The sequence below is a fragment of the Agromyces fucosus genome (assembly GCF_004134865.1).
GTDB classification, from domain to species: Bacteria; Actinomycetota; Actinomycetes; order Actinomycetales; family Microbacteriaceae; genus Agromyces; species Agromyces fucosus.
In genome coordinates this window covers 362,853-382,385 of the sequence record NZ_SDPO01000003.1, presented here as the reverse complement: position 1 = coordinate 382,385, position 19,533 = coordinate 362,853, and the positions used below count along the sequence as shown (strand labels likewise).

The 19,533-nt window shown below is 71.4% G+C and carries 18 protein-coding genes; 12 read left to right on the top strand and 6 right to left on the bottom strand.

Translation table 11 applies throughout. The features are described 5' to 3' along the window. Positions 1-34: 34 nt before the first annotated feature. The 3 genes from ESP57_RS13325 to ESP57_RS13315 are packed head-to-tail and all read left to right on the top strand — an operon-like array spanning position 35 to position 2,395. A complete protein-coding gene (locus ESP57_RS13325) occupies positions 35-439 on the top strand; it encodes a group I truncated hemoglobin (protein ID WP_129231922.1) in 405 nt (134 codons plus the stop codon). Positions 440-443: 4 nt separating this feature from the next. Next, positions 444-1,634 carry a globin domain-containing protein gene (locus ESP57_RS13320; protein ID WP_129231921.1) on the top strand — a complete coding sequence of 397 codons (1,191 nt, stop codon included), beginning with the start codon at positions 444-446 and terminating at the stop codon, positions 1,632-1,634. Next, positions 1,631-2,395: a DivIVA domain-containing protein gene (locus ESP57_RS13315; RefSeq protein WP_129231920.1), complete on the top strand. Its 765-nt coding sequence runs from the start codon at positions 1,631-1,633 to the stop codon at positions 2,393-2,395. The genes ESP57_RS13320 and ESP57_RS13315 overlap by 4 nt, the downstream gene beginning before the upstream one ends. A gap of 93 nt (positions 2,396-2,488) precedes the next feature. Here the strand turns inward: ESP57_RS13315 and ESP57_RS13310 are convergent, their stop codons facing one another. Beyond that, entirely contained in the window at positions 2,489-4,825 is a 2,337-nt protein-coding gene (locus tag ESP57_RS13310) for an ATP-binding cassette domain-containing protein (RefSeq protein ID WP_129231919.1), read from the bottom strand. A gap of 156 nt (positions 4,826-4,981) precedes the next feature. Here ESP57_RS13310 and ESP57_RS13305 point away from each other — a divergent pair, with 156 nt between their 5' ends. The 4 genes from ESP57_RS13305 (at position 4,982) to ESP57_RS13290 (ending at position 8,898) form a co-directional block, all read left to right on the top strand. Further along, complete coding sequence (locus ESP57_RS13305) at positions 4,982-6,622, top strand: molybdopterin-dependent oxidoreductase (protein WP_129231918.1); 1,641 nt, start codon at positions 4,982-4,984, stop codon at positions 6,620-6,622. Positions 6,623-6,857: 235 nt separating this feature from the next. Further along, complete coding sequence (locus ESP57_RS13300; protein WP_129231917.1) at positions 6,858-7,448, top strand: hypothetical protein; 591 nt, start codon at positions 6,858-6,860, stop codon at positions 7,446-7,448. A gap of 93 nt (positions 7,449-7,541) precedes the next feature. Continuing rightward, positions 7,542-7,886: a PadR family transcriptional regulator gene (locus ESP57_RS13295; RefSeq protein WP_129231916.1), complete on the top strand. Its 345-nt coding sequence runs from the start codon at positions 7,542-7,544 to the stop codon at positions 7,884-7,886. Between the two features lies 1 nt (position 7,887). Continuing rightward, a complete protein-coding gene (locus ESP57_RS13290; RefSeq protein ID WP_129231915.1) occupies positions 7,888-8,898 on the top strand; it encodes a hypothetical protein in 1,011 nt (336 codons plus the stop codon). A 30-nt stretch (positions 8,899-8,928) separates the two neighbouring features. On the opposite strand, the gene ESP57_RS13285 is transcribed toward ESP57_RS13290, so the two are convergent. The 3 genes from ESP57_RS13285 to ESP57_RS13275 all read right to left on the bottom strand — a co-directional run bounded on the left by ESP57_RS13285 (position 8,929) and on the right by ESP57_RS13275 (position 12,148). Continuing rightward, complete coding sequence (locus tag ESP57_RS13285) at positions 8,929-9,300, bottom strand: HNH endonuclease (protein WP_129231914.1); 372 nt, start codon at positions 9,298-9,300, stop codon at positions 8,929-8,931. Between the two features lie 62 nt (positions 9,301-9,362). Continuing rightward, entirely contained in the window at positions 9,363-11,117 is a 1,755-nt protein-coding gene (locus ESP57_RS13280) for an amidase (RefSeq protein ID WP_129231913.1), read from the bottom strand. Then, positions 11,114-12,148, bottom strand: a complete 1,035-nt coding sequence (locus tag ESP57_RS13275; RefSeq protein WP_129231912.1) for an agmatine deiminase family protein — start codon at positions 12,146-12,148, stop codon at positions 11,114-11,116. The genes ESP57_RS13280 and ESP57_RS13275 overlap by 4 nt, the downstream gene beginning before the upstream one ends. A 111-nt stretch (positions 12,149-12,259) precedes the next feature. Between ESP57_RS13275 and ESP57_RS13270 the strand changes: the two genes are divergently transcribed. After that, a complete protein-coding gene (locus ESP57_RS13270) occupies positions 12,260-12,904 on the top strand; it encodes a TetR/AcrR family transcriptional regulator (RefSeq protein WP_056011682.1) in 645 nt (214 codons plus the stop codon). A gap of 30 nt (positions 12,905-12,934) precedes the next feature. Then, positions 12,935-16,537: a TM0106 family RecB-like putative nuclease gene (locus ESP57_RS13265; RefSeq protein WP_056011685.1), complete on the top strand. Its 3,603-nt coding sequence runs from the start codon at positions 12,935-12,937 to the stop codon at positions 16,535-16,537. A 10-nt stretch (positions 16,538-16,547) separates the two neighbouring features. On the opposite strand, the gene ESP57_RS13260 is transcribed toward ESP57_RS13265, so the two are convergent. After that, positions 16,548-16,979 carry a YdeI/OmpD-associated family protein gene (locus ESP57_RS13260; protein ID WP_056011687.1) on the bottom strand — a complete coding sequence of 144 codons (432 nt, stop codon included), beginning with the start codon at positions 16,977-16,979 and terminating at the stop codon, positions 16,548-16,550. Positions 16,980-17,048: 69 nt separating this feature from the next. Between ESP57_RS13260 and ESP57_RS13255 the strand changes: the two genes are divergently transcribed. Both ESP57_RS13255 and ESP57_RS13250 read left to right on the top strand, forming a co-directional pair. Next, positions 17,049-17,324, top strand: coding sequence for a glutaredoxin family protein (locus ESP57_RS13255; RefSeq protein WP_056011690.1), 276 nt, complete (start codon positions 17,049-17,051; stop codon positions 17,322-17,324). A gap of 148 nt (positions 17,325-17,472) precedes the next feature. After that, complete coding sequence (locus ESP57_RS13250; RefSeq protein WP_129231911.1) at positions 17,473-18,036, top strand: hypothetical protein; 564 nt, start codon at positions 17,473-17,475, stop codon at positions 18,034-18,036. 62 nt (positions 18,037-18,098) lie between these two features. Here ESP57_RS13250 and ESP57_RS13245 read toward each other — a convergent pair whose 3' ends face one another. Continuing rightward, positions 18,099-19,097: an LLM class F420-dependent oxidoreductase gene (locus ESP57_RS13245; RefSeq protein WP_129231910.1), complete on the bottom strand. Its 999-nt coding sequence runs from the start codon at positions 19,095-19,097 to the stop codon at positions 18,099-18,101. Positions 19,098-19,176: 79 nt separating this feature from the next. Between ESP57_RS13245 and ESP57_RS13240 the strand changes: the two genes are divergently transcribed. Then, the gene (locus ESP57_RS13240) at positions 19,177-19,524 is read left to right on the top strand and encodes a hypothetical protein (protein WP_129231909.1); all 348 of its coding nucleotides are present in this window, start codon (positions 19,177-19,179) and stop codon (positions 19,522-19,524) included. Positions 19,525-19,533: the final 9 nt, after the last annotated feature.

The following is a 19,533-nucleotide window of genomic DNA, read 5'->3' as shown; positions in this document are numbered from 1 at the left end:
AGTCCTCACACCCCCCTACCGAACGGACGCCCGAATGAACTCCCTCGATCTGCAGACCCAACCCGAAGCCCAGAGCGACTACGCAGCCGTCGGAGGCGCACCCGCCGTCACCGCCGTCGTCAACCGGTTCTACGAGCTGGTGCTCGCCGACGACCGACTGCTGAAGCACTTCGAGGGCATCGAGATGGTCCGCCTCAAGCGGCACCAGGTCGCGCTCGTCTCCCAGGTCATGGGCGGCCCGGTCGCCTACGAGGGACGCGACCTGCGTGCGGCCCACGCGAACATGGGCATCACGGCCGAGGAGTTCGGCGCCGTCGCCGAGCACCTGATCGCTGCGCTCACCGAAGCCGGTGTTCCGTCCGAGATCGTCGACCGCACCGTGACCGCCGTCGCCGCGACGCAACCCGACATCGTCGAGGTCGGCGCGACGCAAGACTGACGGCGTGGACACCGCTGCGCTGAAGCACACCTGGTCGCTGGCCGAGTCGCTCGGCGACGAGGTGCCGCTCTTCTTCTACTCGCACCTCTTCTACACGCACCCCGAGCTCCGGGCGATGTTCCCGGTCGCGATGGCGACCCAGCGCGACCGACTCGTCGGCGCGCTCGGGCGCATCGTCTCCAACGTCGATCAACTCGACGAGGTGACCGCGTTCATCCAGCAGCTCGGCCGCGACCACCGCAGGTTCGAGGTCATCGCGGAGCACTACGACGCGGTCGGCCTCTCCCTGCTCACCACCCTGGAGCACTTCCTCGGCGACCTCTGGACTCCGGAGCTCGCCGAGGACTGGGCCGGCGCGTACGGCGTCATCGCGACCGCGATGGTGCAGGCCGCCGAGGAGTCGGAGCTGAGCAGCCCGGCCTCCTGGGCGGGGCACGTCACCGCGGTCGAGCGACGAAGCATGGACGTCGCGATCGTGCACGTGCGCCCCGAACCCGACCTCCCGTTCGAGCCCGGGCAGTCGTTCGCCGTCGAGACGCCGTACGCCCCGCGCCTGTGGCGCTACTTCAGCGCCGCCAACGCGCCGCGGCAGGACGGCACGATCGAGTTCCACGTGCAACTGGTACCGGGCGGGCAGGTCTCCGGCGCCATGGTGCGGCGACTGAAGGCCGGTGACGTGCTGCGGCTCGGCTCGGCGGTCGGGCAGGAGTTGACGCTCGACGAGGCCGACCGCGATCGAGACCTCGTCATGGTCGCCGGCGGAACCGGCCTCGCGCCGCTCCGTGCCCACCTGGAACGCATCGACCTGCAGTGGCAGGCGACCGGAGACGCCCCGCGCGTGCACCTGCTCCACGGCGCTCGAGTCCCGTGGAACCTGTACGAGAACCGCCTCATGCAGAGCCTGACCGGTCGACCGTGGTTCAGCTACACACCGGTCGTGTCCGACGACCGGAGCTACCCCGGTCACAAGGGGCTCGTGAGCGACGCCGCGGCTGAGGCCGGCGTCACCCCCGGCGCCCTCGCGATGATCTGCGGATCGCCGTCCATGGTGCGCCACACCGCCTCCCGGCTGCGCGAGCTCGGTGTGCCGTCACCCGACATCCGTTTCGAACTGTTCGCCACACTCGATGAGGACGGGCTGCGTGACCCGCAGCCGTCGCCGCTCGTGGAAGAACCGATGGGAAGTGCCCGATGACCACTTGGGACGACGCAGACGAACTCCTGATCCAGGGCCCGCCGGCACCCGAAGGCGGCCTCGTCGCCGCCGTCTCGCGCCTGCCCGAGACGGGTACGGTGAAGTTCGCCTCACGCCCGCTCGGGGGCTACGACCGCTCCGAAGTGGACGCGTACGTGGCCGACCTCGCGCGCACGATCGAGGAGGTACGGGCGGCACTGGCCGAGAACCTTCGGGAGCTCGCGGAGAACCGGCGCGAACTCGCCGAACTCCGTGCCGAGAACACCAAGCTCCGCACGTCCGACTCCGCCGACCTCGAGCGCGAGGTCACGCTGGGCGCCGTCGGTCTGCTCTCACAGGCCCAGGTGATCGCCGACAAGGCGGTCGCCGACGCCGAGGAGTACGCCCGGGATCTCGTGATCACGGCCCGCACCCAGTATCGCGAGGCACAGGAGCGCGCCGCCGCGACCGCGGCTGCCGCGCCGGCCGAACCTGCGACGACGACGGCGAGCATCCCGCTGCCGTCGATGCCCGAGATCGAGTACGTGCGCACCTATGCGCAGGTCGCCCAGATCCAGTTGCGCTCGGTGCTCGACGCCCTCACGGAGCAGGTCGATCGACTCGGCACGCTGCCGCCGCCCGACGCGGCCGAGGTGGCCGAAGCGGCCGAGTCGGCGGCGCCCGCCGCGCCCGACGACGAGTTCCCCGACGAGGAACCGGACTGGCTCCCGGCGGTGCCGCCGCAGCCGACGATCCAGCGGCAGACGTACGTCAGTCCGTAACCACGCCGGGCGGCCCGACGACCCGTCGCCGCTCGCTCGCTGCACGCTGCACGAGCGATGCGAGGCGCGCGGGTCGTCGGGCCGTGCCCGGCCTCAGGCGCCCACGTACTCCCGCAGGTGGGTGCCGGTGAGGGTCGCCTCGTCGGTGGCCGCGGCCTCGACGAGTGCGCGCGGCGTTCCCTCGAAGACGATGCGCCCGCCGTCGCGACCGGCGCCGGGGCCGAGGTCGATGATCCAGTCGGCGTGCGCCATGACGGCCTGATGATGCTCGATGACGATCACGGAGTTGCCGTCGTCGACGAGCCGGTCGAGGAGCGCCAGCAGCCGGTCGACGTCGGCGAGGTGCAGGCCGGTGGTCGGCTCGTCGAGCACGTAGACCGTGCCCTTCTTGGCCATGCTGATGGCGAGCTTCAGGCGCTGGCGTTCGCCGCCCGAGAGCGTGTTGAGCGCCTGCCCGAGCACGAGGTACCCGAGGCCGACGTCGGCGAGGCGCTGAAGGATGACTCGTGCCGTCTTGTCGGTGAGGTACTCGAGGGCGCCGTCGACCGAGAGGGCGAGCACCTCGGCGATGTTGAGGCCGTTGAGGCGGTACTCGAGCACCTCGGCCGTGAACCGCTTGCCCCCGCACTCCTCGCATGTGCTCGAGACCGTCGACATCGGCCCGAGCTCGACGAAGACGAGCCCGATGCCCTTGCAGTTCGGGCAGGCTCCGGCCGAGTTCGCACTGAAGAGCGCGGGCTTGACGCCGTTCTCCTTCGCGAACGCCTTGCGGATCGTGTCGAGCAGGCCCGTGTACGTGGCCGGGTTCGACCGGATCGAGCCGCGGATCGGCGCCTGGTCGACGACCACGACGTGGTCGTGCTTCGGCACATTGCCGTGGATGAGCGAGGACTTGCCGGAGCCGGCGACGCCCGTGACGACGGTGAGCACGCCGAGCGGCACGTCGACGTCCACCCCGGTGAGGTTGTGCTGCGTGGCGCCGCGGATCTCGAGCGCGGTCGACGCCGTGCGCACCTCGTCCCGGAGCTTCGCCCGGTGGTCGAGGTGGCGCCCGGTGAGCGTGTCGGAGGCGCGCAGCCCCTGCAGGTCGCCCTCGAAGCAGATCTGCCCGCCGCGTGAGCCCGCGCCGGGGCCGAGGTCGACGATGTGGTCGGCGATCTCGATGACCTCGGGCTTGTGCTCGACGACGAGCACGGTGTTGCCCTTGTCGCGGAGCTGCAGCAACAGGCGGTTCATGCGCTGGATGTCGTGCGGGTGCAGGCCCACCGTCGGCTCGTCGAAGACGTAGGTGACATCCGTGAGCGCCGACCCGATGTGGCGGATCATCTTGACGCGCTGGGCCTCACCGCCCGAGAGGGTGCCCGACGGGCGGTCGAGGCTGAGGTAGCCGAGACCGATCTCGACGAAGGAGTCGACGTTCTGCCGCAGGTTCGCGATGAGTGGCCCGACGCTCGGGTCGTCGATGTCGGCGAGCCAGCTCGCGAGGTCGGAGATCTGCATCTGCGCGGCATCCGCGATGTTGATGCCCTTGATCTTCGACGAGAGGGCCTCCTGGTTGAGACGTGCGCCGCCGCACTCGGGGCAGGCGGTGAAGGTCACCGCGCGGTCGACGAAGGCGCGGATGTGCGGCTGCATGGCGTCGCGATCCTTGGAGAGCAGGCTCTTCTGCAGCTTCGGCACGAGGCCCTCGTAGGTCATGTTGATGCTCTGCACCTTGACCTTCGTCGACTCCTTGTAGAGGAGGTCGTGCAGCTCGGCCTCGGTGTAGTCGCGGATCTTCTTGTCGGGGTCGAGGAATCCCGACTCGGTGAAGATGCGCACCATCCAGCCGTCGGCCGTGTAGCCGGGGATCGTGAGCGCACCCTCGGCGAGCGACTTGTCGCGATCGAAGAGCTGGTCGAGGTCGAGGTCGTTGACCTCGCCGGTGCCCTCGCATCGCGGGCACATGCCCGCGGGCACGTTGAAGCTGAAGTGGAAGCTCGGGCCGACGTAGGGCTGCCCGAGGCGGGAGAACAGGATGCGGAGCAGCGCGTAGGCGTCGGTCGCCGTGCCGACGGTCGAACGGGAGTTCGCGCCCATGCGCTCCTGGTCGACGATGATCGCCGCCGAGACGTTGCGCAGGCTGTCGACCTCGGGCCGCGGCTGCGTCGTCATGAACGACTGGATGAACGTGGAGTACGTCTCGTTGATGAGCCGCTGCGACTCCGCCGCGATCGTGCCGAACACGAGACTCGACTTGCCGGAGCCCGAGACCCCGGTGAAGACGCTGAGGCGTCGCTTCGGGATGTCGAGTGAGATGCCCTGCAGGTTGTTCTCGTGCGCCCCGCGCACCTCGATGACGTCGTGCGCGTCGGCGATGCGCCGGGCGCCCTCGTCGGTGCTGCGGTCGTCGGTACTGCGGTCGCTGACGGTCTGGTCGGTCGCGGTCATTCGGCTGCTCCCCTCAACGCGGGCGCGCGCCCGCGACTCACGATTCTGACATGGGGCGGTGACATCCGGCAGAGCAGCCGCCTCGGCAGGACCGGATACTTCGGCAGAGCGGATGCCGCGCAGCCCGCGCGAGCTCGACGAGCGTACGCTGTGCGCATGCCCGAGACGAGCGGACCTGCCCGGGGATGGGTGCTGCCCGCCGTGGCGGGCGTGGCATCCGTCGCCTTCGGAGTCGGTGTCGGGCAGCTCGTCGCCGCCTTCGTCGCCCCGGCCTCGAGCCCCTTGGTGGTCGTCGGGTCGCTCCTCATCGATCTTGCGCCACCCTGGGCGAAGGACGCCGCGATCGCCCTCTTCGGCACGGGCGACAAGGCCGCGCTGCTCGTGGGCATCGGGCTCGTGCTGCTCGCGGTCGCCGGCGCGGCCGGAGTGCTCGAGGCGAGACGGCCGCCCTGGGGCATGGTCGTCGTCGGCGCAGTGGGCGTCGTCGGCGCCGTCGCCGCGGCGAGCCGGGCGAACGCCTCCATGCTCGCGATCGTGCCCTCGGCTGTGGCGGCGATCGCGGCCATGCTCGCGCTGACGTTCCTCCTGCGACGGCTCGCGCCCGCGCCCGCGCCTGACACGCTGAGTCGCAGGACCATCGAGCCGACACGCGCGGCCGAGACCGGCGCGTCGCGGGAATCGTCCTTCGACTCAGCGACGCCGCCGACTGCGACGCCGCCGCCGACAGGCGTCGACCGCCGCCGCTTCCTCGGATGGGCGGGCGGCGCCGTGGCGCTCGGGGCGCTCGCCGCCCTCGGCGGCTACGCCCTGCAGGCCGGCGCCCGCGCGGTCACCGCCGTACGCGAGGCGATCACCCTGCCCAAGGCCGCGAGCACGGTGACGGTGCCGGCAGGCGCCGAGCTCGGCATCGACGGCCTCGCCCCGGTCGTCACGCCGAACGCGGAGTTCTACCGCATCGACACCGCCCTCGCCGTGCCGGCGGTCGATCCGGCCGACTGGAGCCTGCGCATCCACGGCCTCGTCGATCGCGAGATCACGCTGACGTGGGACGAACTGCTCGCGCTCCCCCTCGACGAGAGCGTCACGACCCTCGCGTGCGTGTCGAACGAGGTCGGCGGAGGACTCATCGGCAACGCCGTGTGGCTCGGCTACCCGATCCGCGAACTGCTCGCCGAGGCCGGCCCGTCGGCCGACGCCGACATGGTGCTCTCTCGAAGCATTGACGGGTTCACGGCGTCGACGCCCCTCGAGGTGCTGCAGGACGATCGCGACGCGATCCTCGCCGTCGGCATGAACGGCGAACCACTGCCGGCCGAGCATGGCTTCCCGGTGCGCATGGTCGTGCCCGGACTCTACGGCTACGTCTCGGCCACGAAGTGGGTCGTCGACCTCGAGGTGACGCGGTTCGACGCGGCATCCGCGTACTGGACCGACCGCGGCTGGAGCGAACGCGGGCCCATCAAGCTCTCCTCGCGCATCGACGTGCCCCGTCAGGGGCAGTCGGTCTCCCCCGGCTCCGCGATGCTCGCGGGCGTCGCCTGGCACCAGCACGTCGGCATCGCCGGGGTCCAGGTGCAGATCGACGACGGCGAATGGCGCGACGCCGAGCTCGCGACGGCGATCAACGACGACACGTGGGTGCAGTGGAAGTACGAGTGGGCGGATGCCTCGGCCGGCTCGCACACCGTTCGCGTGCGCGCCCTCGGGGCTGACGGCGAGGTGCAGACCGCGAAGCGCCAGGGCGTCGTGCCCGACGGCGCCACCGGCCTCGACGAGGTCACCGTCGAGGTGCGCTGAACAGGGTCGCCGCTTCGGGGCTGCGACGCGCGGTTCGCACCGCACTCGTCCTGCACAGCATGAGCGCCGAGGCGCGCATCCACGAGCCTTGGGGCGTACCCGATCTGGTCGAGCGATCGTGGTGGAGTGTGCTCTACAGATCGGCGGCACTTCGGCACTTCGGCACCGAATCTGAGGCAGAACACCCACCTCCGGTCTCCACGACCACACGACGCGACACCATCAGAGGAGGCAAGTGATCAGCGAGAAGCAGATCAACGAGAAGCAGCTCGACGAGAAGTCGATCAAGGTGGATGTTGCGACCGATCGTCTCGTCTCGGAGATGGCCTACTTCTTGAGAGCCACGAAGAAGTCGGTCCTGCGCGAGGCGGTCGCGGACTTCGCCGCAGCTCGCGGCCGAGGCACGTCACTGGTCGCGGACAGCAGAGGTGAAACGGGCGGCGCGCCCAGGGCGGGTGATGTGGACCATGAGGGCGAGCCACGTCGTGCGGGCGGCTCGGCGTCCCCGGTTGCTCACGAGCGCTTCGATCAGTTGCCGCTCGGCGAGCGCCTGACACTGCGGCGCAGCGAACTCCTGCGTGCGTTCGGCGAGCACGGCGCCTCGAACGTCCGCATCATGGGCCCACTGGCGATCGGGCAGGAGGCCGACGAGTTCGAGCTGCTCGCCGAGACGGATCCGGTGAGAGGGAGCGAGTCCACCTTCGAACTGGAGATCATCGCGGGCCGGCTCCTCGGCGCACCGACGACGGTTCTGTCATCGACCGCGCTCCGGCTGTTCAACCCGGCCGGGCTGCGCCGAGCCGTCGAGGAGTCTCGGCCGCTCTGACGGTGCCCCTCGCGCTGGGCGAGGAAAGGAACCGCCGCGGCATCCGCTGGGCTACCGTTGAAGTACTGTATGACTCTATGTAATGTGGGCCGCATGGTAGAGGGTCGACCCGAGCAGACGGGCAAGCTCGAGCAGGATCTGCGCAAGGGCGTGCTCGTGCTCGCCGTGCTCTCGCAACTGCAGGCGCCTCAGTACGGCTACTCCCTGCGCCAGGCGCTCGCCGAGCGCGGCATGCCGATCGAGGAGGGCACGCTCTACCCGCTGCTCCGCCGGCTCGAGGGGCAGGGGCTCCTCGCCTCCGAGTGGCGCATCGACGACGGGCCGCCCCGCCGCTACTACACGCTGAGCCCTGCCGGGGCCGAGAGCTACCGCGACCTGACCGCCGCGTGGGGGTCGCTGACCTCGGTCGTCGCCGCACTGTTGCACGAGGAGAACTGACATGGATCCGAACGCCATCATCGAGAGCTACGTCGGCGACGTCGTCGGGCGCATTCCTCGGCGACAACGAGCCGACGTCGGCTTCGAACTCCGGTCGCTCCTGCGCGAGGAGCTCGCCGGTCGTGCCGACGAGGCCGATCGACCCGCCGACGAGCCGATGGTCATGGAGCTGCTCGCCGCCTTCGGCCGACCGCAGGAGGTTGCCGATCGCTACCGCCCCGCCGGGTTCACCGTGATCCGCCCGGCGGATGCACCGGGTTTCGCCTGGTTCGCCCTCGGCGGCGTCGCCCTGCAGTGGGCGGTCACTCTCCCGATCGCGTACGCCGACCCGGGAGTCGCCGAGTGGGCGGAGTCGGCCGGCGTCGCAGGCGCCTGGTGGGCGCCGTTGCCCGCCTGGTGGCTCAGCGGGGGGCTCGGCGCGTTCTGGTGGCCGGGATTCATGATCACGCTGACGCTCATCGCCGCGATCATCAGGCATCGGCGGGATGCCACCGATGCTGCGACTGACAGCGCACCGCAGGCCGAGCCGCGGGTGGCGCCGCATATCCCACCTCAGGTGCTCGACCGCGACCGAGTCAACCGCGCGGGCCTCGTGCTCGCCATGTCGTTCGGCGCGCTCGGTGCTTCCGTGCTGATCGCGCTGCCCTGGTTGGCAGTGATCGCCCCCGGGCTGCCGCAGCCGGTCATCGAGGCCTTCGTGTTCGACCCCGAGTTCCTCGCGTGGCGCGCACCCTGGTTCGTGGTGCTCTGGGCCATGGCCTTCGCCGTCGGGTTGGCGCTGCTCATCGCCGGCCGCTACACCCGCACGATCCGCCTGATCTCGATCGCGAACGACGTCGCCTTCCTCGCCCTGGTGACGTGGAGCCTCACGGCAGGCCCCATCTTCGTCTCGCCCGCCGCCGATGACGTCACGCGCGTCTGCCTCATCGGCATCATGCTGGTCTTCGTGCTCGACATCGTGCTCCACGTCCGCCGGCTGACGCCGACCCGCGCCCCGATCCTCAGCAACTGAGCGCGTGCTCGCACCAGCTGAATGCGCGACTCACTCGGGCGAAGCATCCGGATTCGGGAATCGCGCGGCCATCAGCATGCCGACCTCGTAGTGCCGCAGCAGGAAGGCGCGCTCGTCGAGCTTCTTGCGACGCATCCACGACGTCACCTCGTCGTTGGACTTGCTGGCGTTGCACGAGCCGCACGCGGGAACCACGTTGCCGAGCGTGTAGCGACCGCCGCGCGAGATGGGCTGCACGCAGTCGCGCTGCAGCGGCCGGTCGCTCGCACCGCAGTACGCGCACCCCTGCCACTCGGCGGCGAGCGCGGCCCACTGCTCGTCACTGAGGTCGTGCGTGTGCTGCGCCATGCGACGTTTGCGCCGACGCGCGTAGACCGCCGTACGGCTCCGACTGACCGCCATGGCGTCAGACTAACCCCGGCGGCGCCGCGGGACCGGCCGCCGCGCCCGCACTCGCGCCCCGCTCAGAGCGAGGGCGTCCGCGGCGGCGCCACGCGCCTCGCGGTCGAGGCCGGCAGCGCCTCGAACGCCGCAGCGAGCGCGAGCAGGGCGGAGTCGTCGTAGGCGCGTCCGGCGAACGTGAGGCCCACCGGCATCCGGATGTCACGCAGGAGCCCCATCGGCACCGTGACGGTCGGGATGCCGAGGTGGCGCGGCACGAGGTTGCCGTTCGCGACCCAGACGCCGTTGCGCCAGCCGAGATCGGCGGATGCCTCGTTCACGTCCATGTCGGCAGGGCCGACGTCGGCGACGGCGGGGAAGGCGACGGCGTCGAGGCCGAGGTCGTCCATCCACTGCTCGAGGTCGATGCGCCGCGTCTCCTCGAGGCCGCGCAGCCCCGCTTCGAGCTCGGGCATGTCGGCGAGCGTGGCACCGGGGTGCGAGCGCGCCCACTCGGGGTACTCGGCGATGTCGTCCTCGAAGCCCGTGTACCGGTCGGGCAGGGCGCCCTCGGGCTGCGGGAAGATGCGCTCGCCGTCGACGTCGGCGAGGGCGTGCAGGGCCGGATCGCCGTTCGCGTCGAGGAAGTCGTTCCAGGCCCAAGCCGAGAGGTCGACGATCTCGCGGCGCAGGTACTCGTGGCTCACGAGACCCCGCGTCTCGATCGTGGGCGCGCCCGGGCGGTCGCCCTCGTAGTTCGACACGACGGGGAAGTCGACGAGCACGACCTCGGCGCCCGCAGTCTCGAGGTCGCGGCGGGCCGCCTCCCAGAGCTCGATCACCGAGGCGCGGGTCTCGATGCGCTGCCCGGTCGCACCGCCGATGCCGGGCGTGCGGCCGGGCTCGGCGGTGCCGGCCTCGGGGTCGGCGTTGACGTACATGCGAGGAACGCCGATGCGGCTGCCGGCGAGCGGGCCGGCACCGGCCGTGGCATCCGTCGCTGCCGCGCCCGTCGCGAGCGCCGCGTACGAGGCGGGGCGGATCGCGGATGCCGCGGGGATCTCGACCCACGGCTGCACCCGCCAGAAGTCGCCGCGCGCATCGGGGTCGTCGGCGACGATCACGTCGAGCACCTCGAGGAGGTCGGCCATCGTGCGGGTGTGCGGCACGACGACGTCCATCGTGGGCACGAGCGGCCAGTTGCCGCGCACCGAGATGACGCCGCGCGAGGGCGTGTACGCGCAGAGCCCGTTGTTCGAGGCGGGCGCGCGGCCCGACGACCACGTCTCCTCGGCGAGGCCGAAGGCCGCGAACGACGCCGCGGTCGCGGTGCCCGAGCCGTTCGACGATCCCGAGCCGAAGGCCGCGGTGAGGTACTCCGCGTTGTAGGGGCTCTCGGCGCGGCCGTACACGCCGCGCTGCATGCCGCCGTTGGCCATGGGCGGCATGTTCGTGAGGCCGATGAGCACGGCGCCGGCGCCGCGCAGGCGCTCGATCGTGAACGCGTCGCGCTGCGCGACGAGGTGCTCGAAGGCGGGCGAGCCCGCGGCCGCCGTGAGCCCGCGGGCGAGGTAGCTGTCCTTCGCGGTGAAGGGGATGCCGTCGAGCGGCCCGAGCACCTGACCGGCGGCACGGCGCTCGTCGGCGGCGAGCGCGTCGGCACGGGCTTCCGGGTTCATCACGACGAGGGCGTTGAGCGCGGTGGGCGTCTCAGGCCCGTCGAACGCCGCGATGCGAGCGAGATAGGCGTCGAGCAGCTCGACCGCCGTGACGCGACCCGACTCGAGCGCGGCGCGGAGTTCCGCGATCGAGGCCTCGACGACGTCGAACGGGCTCATGGAGCGACCACCGGCTGCTGCTGCGTGATGCAGTGGATGCCGCCGCCGCCCGTGAAGACCTGTCGCGCGTCGACCGTCACGGCACGTCGGCCCGGGTAAGCGGCCTCGAGGATCCCGCGCGCCGCGGCATCCGCTTCGTCGTCGCCGAAGCCGCACGCGATGACGCCGCCGTTCACGACCAGGTGGTTGACGTAGCTGTAGTCGACGAAGCCCTCGTGATCGCGGATGGTCGACGGCGCCGGGAGCTCGGTGACCTCGAGCGTGCGCCCCGCGGCATCCGTCGACCCGGCGAGCAGCGCGACGATCTCGCGGCTCACCTCGAAGTCGGGGTGCTCGGGGTTGCGCTGCGAGTGCACGAGCACCTGGCCGGGCGAGGTGAGCGTCGCGACGATGTCGACGTGCCCGTTCGTGCCGAGCTCGTCGTAGTCGCGGGTCAGGCCGCGCGGCAGCCAGATCGCCGTCGTCGCCCCGATCGTGCGGGCCATCTCGGCCTCGACACGCCGCTTGTCGGCGTAGGGGTTGCGGCGCGGGTCGAGCTGCACGGTCTCGGTGAGCAGCACCGTGCCCTCGCCGTCGACGTGGATGCCGCCGCCCTCGTTCACGAGTGCGCTCGAGACGAGCTCGGCACCGACGCGATCGGCGATGAAGCGGGCGTGCTCGGCCGACTTCTCCCAGCTCGCCCAGCTCGGCGCGCCCCAGCCGTTGAAGGTCCAGTCGACTGCGCCGAGCACGCCGGGTCGCTCGTCGTCGACGACGAAGGTGGGGCCGTGGTCGCGCATCCAGAACTCGTCGACCGGGCATTCGACGATCTCGACCGCGGGGTCGAGCAGGCGCCGGGCGTTCTCGAGTTCGCTCGGGTCGACGAGGATCGAGACGGGTTCGAACTCGGTGATCGCGTTCGCGACCGCGGCCCAGGCCGCGAGCGTGCGCTCGACGCCGCCGGGCGTCTCGTCGGCGACGTTGTCGGTGACCGGGAACGCCATCCAGGTGCGCTCATGGGGTGCGGTCTCGGACGGCATGCGCCAGCTCATCGGTTCCTCCGTGCGTCGCGTCGGTGCGTCGGCCGTGCCGAGCGGCATCCGTCGATTCGTATTGATCAAATGATCAACAATTGCTCCGACGGTACATAGACTGGGCGCACCATGTCAAGCACGCCACGCAAGCGCGCCGAGCGCAAGACCCCGGCCGAGCGTCGAACCGAGATCGCCACAGCCGCCCGATCGCTCGCGCTCGGTGAGGGCCTGTCCGCCGTGACGCTGCGCGCAGTGGCCGCCCGAGCGGGCGTGACGCCGGCCCTCGTCGCGCACTACCAGCCGAGCATGGACGCCCTCATCGCCGAGACGTTCGATGCGATCGTCGCCGTCGAGATCGAGGAGGTCGGCGCGCTCGTCGCCGAGCGACGGACCCCGCCCGAGCGCCTCGCCATCCTCGTCGGCACGCTGCTCGACGGCTCGCGCGAGGACGTCACCGTCGTGTGGGTCGAGGCCTGGGCGCTCGGCCGCCGCAACGAGTCGCTCGCCGCAAGCGTGCGGCACCGCATGGACGCCTGGCAGTCGGTCATCGTGGGCATCATCGACGACGGCGTGGAGACGGGCGACTTCGGCCCCGTCGATGCTGCAGCCGCCGCCTGGCAGCTGCTCGGCATGATCGACGGACTCAACGCCCAGGCGCTCGTGCGTTGGGACGGCGCCGGCGAGCGAGACACGCTGACGACCCGGAGCGTCGAAGGCCTGTTGGGGCTGCGACCCGGCGCGCTCGCCCCGCACGTTGTCGGCGGCGCCGGATAGCGTTGCAGCACGACGACCCGAAGGAGCCCGATGTACTTGGTTGACGGTTCGGTCGTCACGAGCGCGAGCGACCTGAAGAAGGCGTCCGAGTGCGAATTCGCCTTCCTCCGCGCCCTCGACGCGAAGCTCGGCCGCATCGAGAAGGTGCCCGACCCCGAAGACGCGATGCTCGAGCGCTCGGGCCGACTCGGCGACCAGCACGAGCTGCGCGTGCTCGACGACTACCGCGCGGCGCTCGGCGACGGAGTCGTCGAGATCGAGCGCCCCGATGTGCGCGACCCGGCCGCCGTGGCAGCAGCGGTCGAGGCGACGCAGGCGGCCTTCGCGGCCGGCGCCCCCGTCGTCTTCCAAGCGACGTTCGCCGACGAGGGCTTCATCGGCTTCGCCGACTTCATCGTGCGCCAGCCCGACGGCCGCTACCTCGTGCAAGACTCCAAGCTCGCCCGCCGGGCGCGGGTCACCGCGCTGCTCCAGCTCGCCGCCTACGCCGAACAGCTCGAGCGCACCGGCGTGCCGTGCGCCGACACCGTCGAGCTGCTCCTCGGCGACGGCACCACGAGCGTGCACCGCCTCGACGACATCGCCCCGGTCTACCGGCTGCGCCGCGAACGGCTCGAGCAGATCGTCGCCGACCGGCTCGCCGAAGACGGGCCGGTCGCGTGGGGCGACCCGCGCTACGCCCTCGACGGGCGATGCCCGACGTGCGACCTCGAGGTGCAGGCGCACCGCGACGTGCTGCTCGTCGCCGGTCTGCGAGTCACCCAGCGCGCCGCCCTGCACGACGCGGGCATCACGACGATCGACGCGCTCGCGGCCTCCTTCGGCCCGGTGCCCGGCGTGCTCGACGCGACGATCGAGAACCTGCGCGTGCAGGCGCGCCTGCAGCTCGAAGCCGAGTCGGCCGAGCTGGCGGCGGCCGCCTCCGGCCTCCGCTCCCCCGACGATCCCCCGCTGCCGCCGCCCGTCGTCGTGCGCGACGCCGCCTCGCTCGCGGCGATCCCCGAGCCCGACGCCGGCGACCTCTTCTTCGACTTCGAGGGCGACCCGCTCTACACCGAGGGCGCAGCCGACGACTGGGGCCTCGACTACCTCTTCGGCATGGTCGACGACGCCGAGCAGTTCACGCCCCTCTGGGCGCACTCCTTCGCCGAGGAGCGGGTCGCGCTCGTGCAGTTCCTCGAGCTCGTGAAGCTGCGCCGGGCCTCCCATCCGCGCATGCACATCTACCACTATGCGAGCTACGAGCGCACGCACCTGCTCTCGATGGCCGCGCGGCACGGCGTCGGCGAGGCCGCCGTCGACCAGTTGCTCGCCGACGGCGTCTTCGTCGATCTCTATCCGATCGTCAAGCGCGCGGTGCGGGTGGGCAGCCGTTCGTACTCGATCAAGAAGCTCGAGCCGCTCTACATGGGCACCCAGCTGCGCGAGGCCGACGTGAAGTCGGGCGGCGACTCGATCCTCGAGTACGTGCGGGCCCGCGAGCTCGCGGCGACCGGCGAGACCGATCCGGTCACGGGCCTCGCGGGCACCGCAGCCGCGCAGTACGTGCTCGACGACCTCGCCGACTACAACCGCTACGACTGCGTCTCGACGCTGCGCCTGCGCGACTGGCTGCTCGGGCTCGCCCGCGGAGCCGGCGTCGACCCCGTGCCCGAGTCGCTCATCGTCGAGGCGGCCAAGGCCGCGGGCAAGGTGTACGAGCCCAGCCCCCTCGCCGTGCACCTGCAGTCGGTCGCCGGCCCGCCCGACGACCCCGACCGGGATGCCGACCACACGGCGCTCGCCCTCGCCGCGGCCGCGATCGACTACCACGACCGCGAGGCGAAGAGCTTCTGGTGGTCGCACTACTTCCGCGTCGAGCAACCGCTCGAGGCCTGGGAGGACCACCGCGACGTGCTCGTCGTCGACCCGGCGACCTCCGCCGTGGTGCAGCGCTGGTACCGCGAAGACCACCACCGCGTCGACCGGAGGCACGTGCTGCTGCGCGGGCGCATCGCTCCCGGATCGCGATTCAGCGTCGGCGGCGAGCCCATCGCGCTCTACGAACCGCCGGCGCCCTTCCCGAGCAATTCGCTGCGGCCCGGCTCGCGGGCATGGCACTCGGTGCGAGTGCTCGAGGTGCTCGACGACGGACTGCTCATCGAGGAGACCGCGATCGCCGGCGTCTCCTGGCACGAGCTGCCGTTCGCGATCGCGCCGGGCACCCCGCCGCCCGCCGGACGGCAGCAGGGCGCGATCCTCGAGTGGGCCCAGCACGTCGACCGCGCGTTCCCGCGCTGGCCCGCGAATCCCTCCGTCGACGTGCTCCGGCGCATCCCGCCGCGCACCCGCAGCGGCATGGGCCTCGCACCGCTCGGGCCCGACCACGACTACGTCGCCGCCGTCACCGCCTCCCTCCGCGATCTCGACGACTCGTACCTCGCGGTGCAGGGCCCGCCCGGCACGGGCAAGACCTACCTCGCCTCGCACGTGATCACCGAGCTCGTCGGGCGGCACGCGTGGAAGATCGGCGTCGTCGCCCAGTCGCACGCCGTGGTCGAGAACGTGCTCGACGCCGTCGTCCGGGCGGGCCTCGATCCCGAGCTCGTCGCGAAGGCCCCGAAAGACGCGAAGACGCCCGGCGACCACGGGTACACGTTCATCGCGAAGAACGGCGTCGCCGACTACACGGCGGCCCACGAGAGCTCGGGGTTCGTCTTCGGCGGCACGGCGTGGGACTTCTCGAACGAGAACCGCGTGCCGCGGGGTTCGCTCGACCTGCTCGTCATCGACGAGGCCGGTCAGTTCTCGCTCGCGTCGACCATCGCCTCGGCCGTCGGCGCTCGCAACCTGCTGCTGCTCGGCGACCCCCAGCAGCTGCCGCAGGTGAGCCAGGGCAACCATCCCGAGCCCATCGATACCTCGGCCCTCGGCTGGATCAACGACGGCCGCGACGTGCTGCCCGCAGAATTCGGCTACTTCCTCGCCGAGAGCCGGCGTATGCACCCCGCGGTCGCCGAACCCGTGTCGCGTCTCTCGTACGAGGGCGAGTTGCACTCGCACGCCGTGGCCTCCCGACGCTCGCTCTCCGGCGTCGCCCCCGGCCTCACCGCACTGCCCATCGAGCACGTCGGCAACACGACCTCCTCGCCCGAAGAAGCGGCCGCGGTCGTCGACCTGGCTCGTTCGCTGCTCGGCCGGGACTGGATCGAAGACGGGATCGGCGACGCGGCCGACGGCGCGGTCGCGACCGGCGCGGCGCAGATCGCAGCGTCCGCTCGCCCGCTCGAGCAGCGCGACCTCATCGTCGTGACGCCCTACAACGCACAGCTCACCGTCGTGCGAGCCGCGCTCGACGCAGCAGGGCTGACCGAGGTGCCGGTCGGCACGGTCGACAAGTTCCAGGGCCAGGAGGCCGTGGTCGCGATCGTCTCGCTCGCCGCGTCATCGGCCGCGGCGGCGCCGCGCGGCGTCGAGTTCCTGCTGCTGAAGAACCGCCTGAACGTGGCGATCTCGCGGGCGAAGTGGGCGGCGTACCTGCTCTACTCGCCCGGGCTGCTCGACGCGCTGCCGTACACCCCCGAGGGAGTGGCGCAGCTCAGCGCCTTCGTGCGACTCGTCGGCGACCCGACGCTCGTTCCCGTGCGCAGCTGACGGCGCGTCATCACTCGGCGAGCTTCGCCACGATGCCGTCGACTCGCCGCTGCCGTGTCTCGGCGGCCTTCGCGCCCTCGACCGCCGTGACATGCGCCTTCCTCGCGCTCGGCGAGAGCGCGTCGAATGCTGCACGCGCCCCGGCCGCCTCGAGCGCGGTCGCGAGGTCGGCCGGCACCTCGACCGTGCGCGGCGCGGTGTCGAGCTCGAGTTCGACGACGATCGGGTCGCCGCCTCCGATGCCCGTGGCCGCCCGCTTGTCGGAACTGAACGAGATCATGAAGCGGCCGCCCATGACGGCGACGGTGCTGCGGTACTCGTAGCCGTTCACGAGCACGACGACCGCGGGCCGCTTGCCGCCGCCGAGCGCCTCGATCACGTCGGGCGGCACCTCGATGCCGGTGTTGTTGCCGACCTGGGACATCGTGGTCTCGAATCGCATGCGCCCGAGTCTGCCACTGCCGACCCCACGCTGGGAATAACCGACAGGGTACCCACGTAGGTTATCTGTATGACTTCTCCTGCCACCGACCTGAACCCCGCCCGCGTCACGATGTACGGCGCCGAGTGGTGCGGCGACTGCCGTCGTTCCAAGCGCCTGCTCGACTCGCGCGGCGTCGACTACGAGTACGTCGACCTCGAAACCGTCGCCGACGGGGCCGACCGCGCCAAGGCGATCAGCGGCCGCACGCAGATCCCCGTGGTCGTCTTCCCCGACGGCACGCACTTCACCGAGCCCACCGATGCCGAGCTCGCCGCCAAGCTCGACGAGGCCATCGCCGCGTAAGCAGCGCATGAGGGAACGGTCGCCCGGCGTTCGGATCACGTAACAAACGGGCCGGATGCCGCGACCGGGCGTAGAACTGAGGCATGCCCCCGATCAGCCTCGCGAACCTCGCGTACCGATCCGGCTCCCGCGCGGCTGCGAGCAGCCGATGACGCTCACGCGCATCCTGCCGACGCTGCGTCGATCGATCCCCGACCCGATCGCCGGCGATCACTGGCCGGCCGCCACGGTCGCGACGATCACCGACGTGACGGTCGACGGCGTCTCGCTGCTGCGCGTCGTCGAGCTGTGCGGCACGCCGGCCGTGCACCTCGGCCCGGCGGCCGTACCCGGCACCGGGGGCGGCCTCGCCTCAGGGGCGAAGCACACGGGCGTCGTCGTGGTACGGGTGCTCGAGGCATCCGCTCGACTCGACGACGGCGCGCGCGGCGATGCACGCGGGGCCGGGCGCACCGCGTCGATCGACGCCGACCTCGCGGAGCTCGACCCGGTCTGGGCCGAGGCTCGGCTCATCGGGCGCACCTCGGTGGCGCGCGCGACGCCCACGACGCTCACGGGCGGAACGAGCGGATGCTCCGCGCCCGGCCCGGTCGCCCTGCCCGGCGACCTCGCCGCCGGCGACCTGCTCGCCCTGCCCTACTCCGCCGTCACCGATGACGCGGGCGTGGCCCGCAAGCGCGGCCATGACGCGCGCGAGGGCGCCCTGGCCTGAACGCCGGAGTCGCGCCTCGCGCCGACCCGGCCCCGACCCCGGTCCGGCCCCGGGCGCTCCGGCTATCGCAGCGCCGGCACGACCTCCGCGGCGAAGAGCTCGAGGCCCGAGCGATCGTACGCGGCCTCGGGGAAGTAGTGGATCGCGTAGCCGAGGCCGAGCTCGTGGCGCTCGGCGAGCTTCGCCGCCACCTGGGCGGGAGTGCCGACGGCGGCGTTCGGGGAATGGAAGTCCGCGAGGTAGGCGGCGGTCTTCTCGGGGCCGAGGAAGGGGGCGACCCGCGCCTCGATGACGGCGAGGCGCCGCGCGACATCCGCTTCGTCGACACCGACGACCGTGTTGAAGTTCGACGACCGGGTGATCGCCTCGAAATCGGTGCCGAGGCGCTCGCAGTGCGCGCGCAGGACTTCGCTCTTGTGCGCGAACTCCTGGGGCGTACCGGTGAAGTTCGTGTACGAGGCGTACTTCGCCGCGATGCGGAGGGTCACCTTCTCGCCGCCGCCCGCGATCCAGATCGGGATGCCTCCAGGCTGCACCGGCTGCGGCTGCACGATCGCCCCGTCGAGCTGGTAGTACTGGCCGTCGAGCGTGGCCGAGCCGGTCGTCCACGCCTGGTGCATGATCTCGACGCCCTCGCGCAGGCGTCCGAGCCGCTCGGGGATCTCGGGGAAGCCGTAGCCGTAGGCGCGCCATTCGTGCTCGTACCAGCCGCCGCCGATGCCCATCTCGAGGCGTCCGCCCGAGACGTGGTCGACGGTCGAGGCGACCTTCGCGAGGTGGGCGGGGTTGCGGTAGCTCATGCACGTGCACATCTGCCCGAGCCGCACGCGCGAGGTCGAAGCGGCGTACGCGGCCATGAGGCTCCACGCCTCGTGCGTCGCCTCCGTCTCGGACGGGCGCGGCACGGTGTGGAAGTGGTCGTAGACCCAGATCGACTCCCATGCCGAGTCGGGAGCATCGGCGTACTCGGCGAGCGAACGCATCGTCTGCCAGTGCTCGGCCGGCTCGATGCCGACGAGGTCATGGCGCCAACCCTGGGGAACGAACATTCCGAATCGCATGGGTTCCACCCTAGGTCGACCGCCGAATTCAGCGTCAGCACTGAGGCAGCCTCACCTTCGCCCCGGTACCTTCGGGCGAATGAACGGACAGCAGCACTGCGAATACTCTGCCGCCGACTTCGAGGCGACCGTCATCGAGACCACCGACACCCGACTCATCCACGTCACCGGCTACGGCCTCTGCTCGAGCCAGGGCTGGACCGTCGAACTCGTCGCCGCCAACCCCGGCGTCGTGCCCCACCCCGAGAGCCTCTGGCTCGAGCTCCGCGAGACACCGCCCCGCGCCGACCGGCCTCCCATCCTGACCGAGACGCACGTCGAGGCGATGATCGAGGACGCGCACGCGCAGCAGGTAGTCATCCGCTTCCGCTGGCGCGAGGGCTTCGTGCTCCCGCTGCGCGAGCGGATCGCCGCGACACGGCGTTGACCCCGCCCG

Bases quoted from the DNA above. Each gene is read 5' to 3' on its own strand.
- ESP57_RS13325 (WP_129231922.1), top strand. From the start codon at position 35: ATGAACTCCCTCGATCTGCAGACCCAACCCGAAGCCCAGAGCGACTAC.
- ESP57_RS13315 (WP_129231920.1), top strand. From the start codon at position 1,631: ATGACCACTTGGGACGACGCAGACGAACTCCTGATCCAGGGCCCGCCG.
- ESP57_RS13310 (WP_129231919.1), bottom strand. From the start codon at position 4,825: ATGACCGCGACCGACCAGACCGTCAGCGACCGCAGTACCGACGACCGC.
- ESP57_RS13305 (WP_129231918.1), top strand. From the start codon at position 4,982: ATGCCCGAGACGAGCGGACCTGCCCGGGGATGGGTGCTGCCCGCCGTG.
- ESP57_RS13295 (WP_129231916.1), top strand. From the start codon at position 7,542: ATGGTAGAGGGTCGACCCGAGCAGACGGGCAAGCTCGAGCAGGATCTG.
- ESP57_RS13290 (WP_129231915.1), top strand. From the start codon at position 7,888: ATGGATCCGAACGCCATCATCGAGAGCTACGTCGGCGACGTCGTCGGG.
- ESP57_RS13285 (WP_129231914.1), bottom strand. From the start codon at position 9,300: ATGGCGGTCAGTCGGAGCCGTACGGCGGTCTACGCGCGTCGGCGCAAA.
- ESP57_RS13280 (WP_129231913.1), bottom strand. From the start codon at position 11,117: ATGAGCCCGTTCGACGTCGTCGAGGCCTCGATCGCGGAACTCCGCGCC.
- ESP57_RS13275 (WP_129231912.1), bottom strand. From the start codon at position 12,148: ATGAGCTGGCGCATGCCGTCCGAGACCGCACCCCATGAGCGCACCTGG.
- ESP57_RS13270 (WP_056011682.1), top strand. From the start codon at position 12,260: ATGTCAAGCACGCCACGCAAGCGCGCCGAGCGCAAGACCCCGGCCGAG.
- ESP57_RS13265 (WP_056011685.1), top strand. From the start codon at position 12,935: ATGTACTTGGTTGACGGTTCGGTCGTCACGAGCGCGAGCGACCTGAAG.
- ESP57_RS13260 (WP_056011687.1), bottom strand. From the start codon at position 16,979: ATGCGATTCGAGACCACGATGTCCCAGGTCGGCAACAACACCGGCATC.
- ESP57_RS13255 (WP_056011690.1), top strand. From the start codon at position 17,049: ATGACTTCTCCTGCCACCGACCTGAACCCCGCCCGCGTCACGATGTAC.
- ESP57_RS13250 (WP_129231911.1), top strand. From the start codon at position 17,473: ATGACGCTCACGCGCATCCTGCCGACGCTGCGTCGATCGATCCCCGAC.
- ESP57_RS13245 (WP_129231910.1), bottom strand. From the start codon at position 19,097: ATGCGATTCGGAATGTTCGTTCCCCAGGGTTGGCGCCATGACCTCGTC.
- ESP57_RS13240 (WP_129231909.1), top strand. From the start codon at position 19,177: ATGAACGGACAGCAGCACTGCGAATACTCTGCCGCCGACTTCGAGGCG.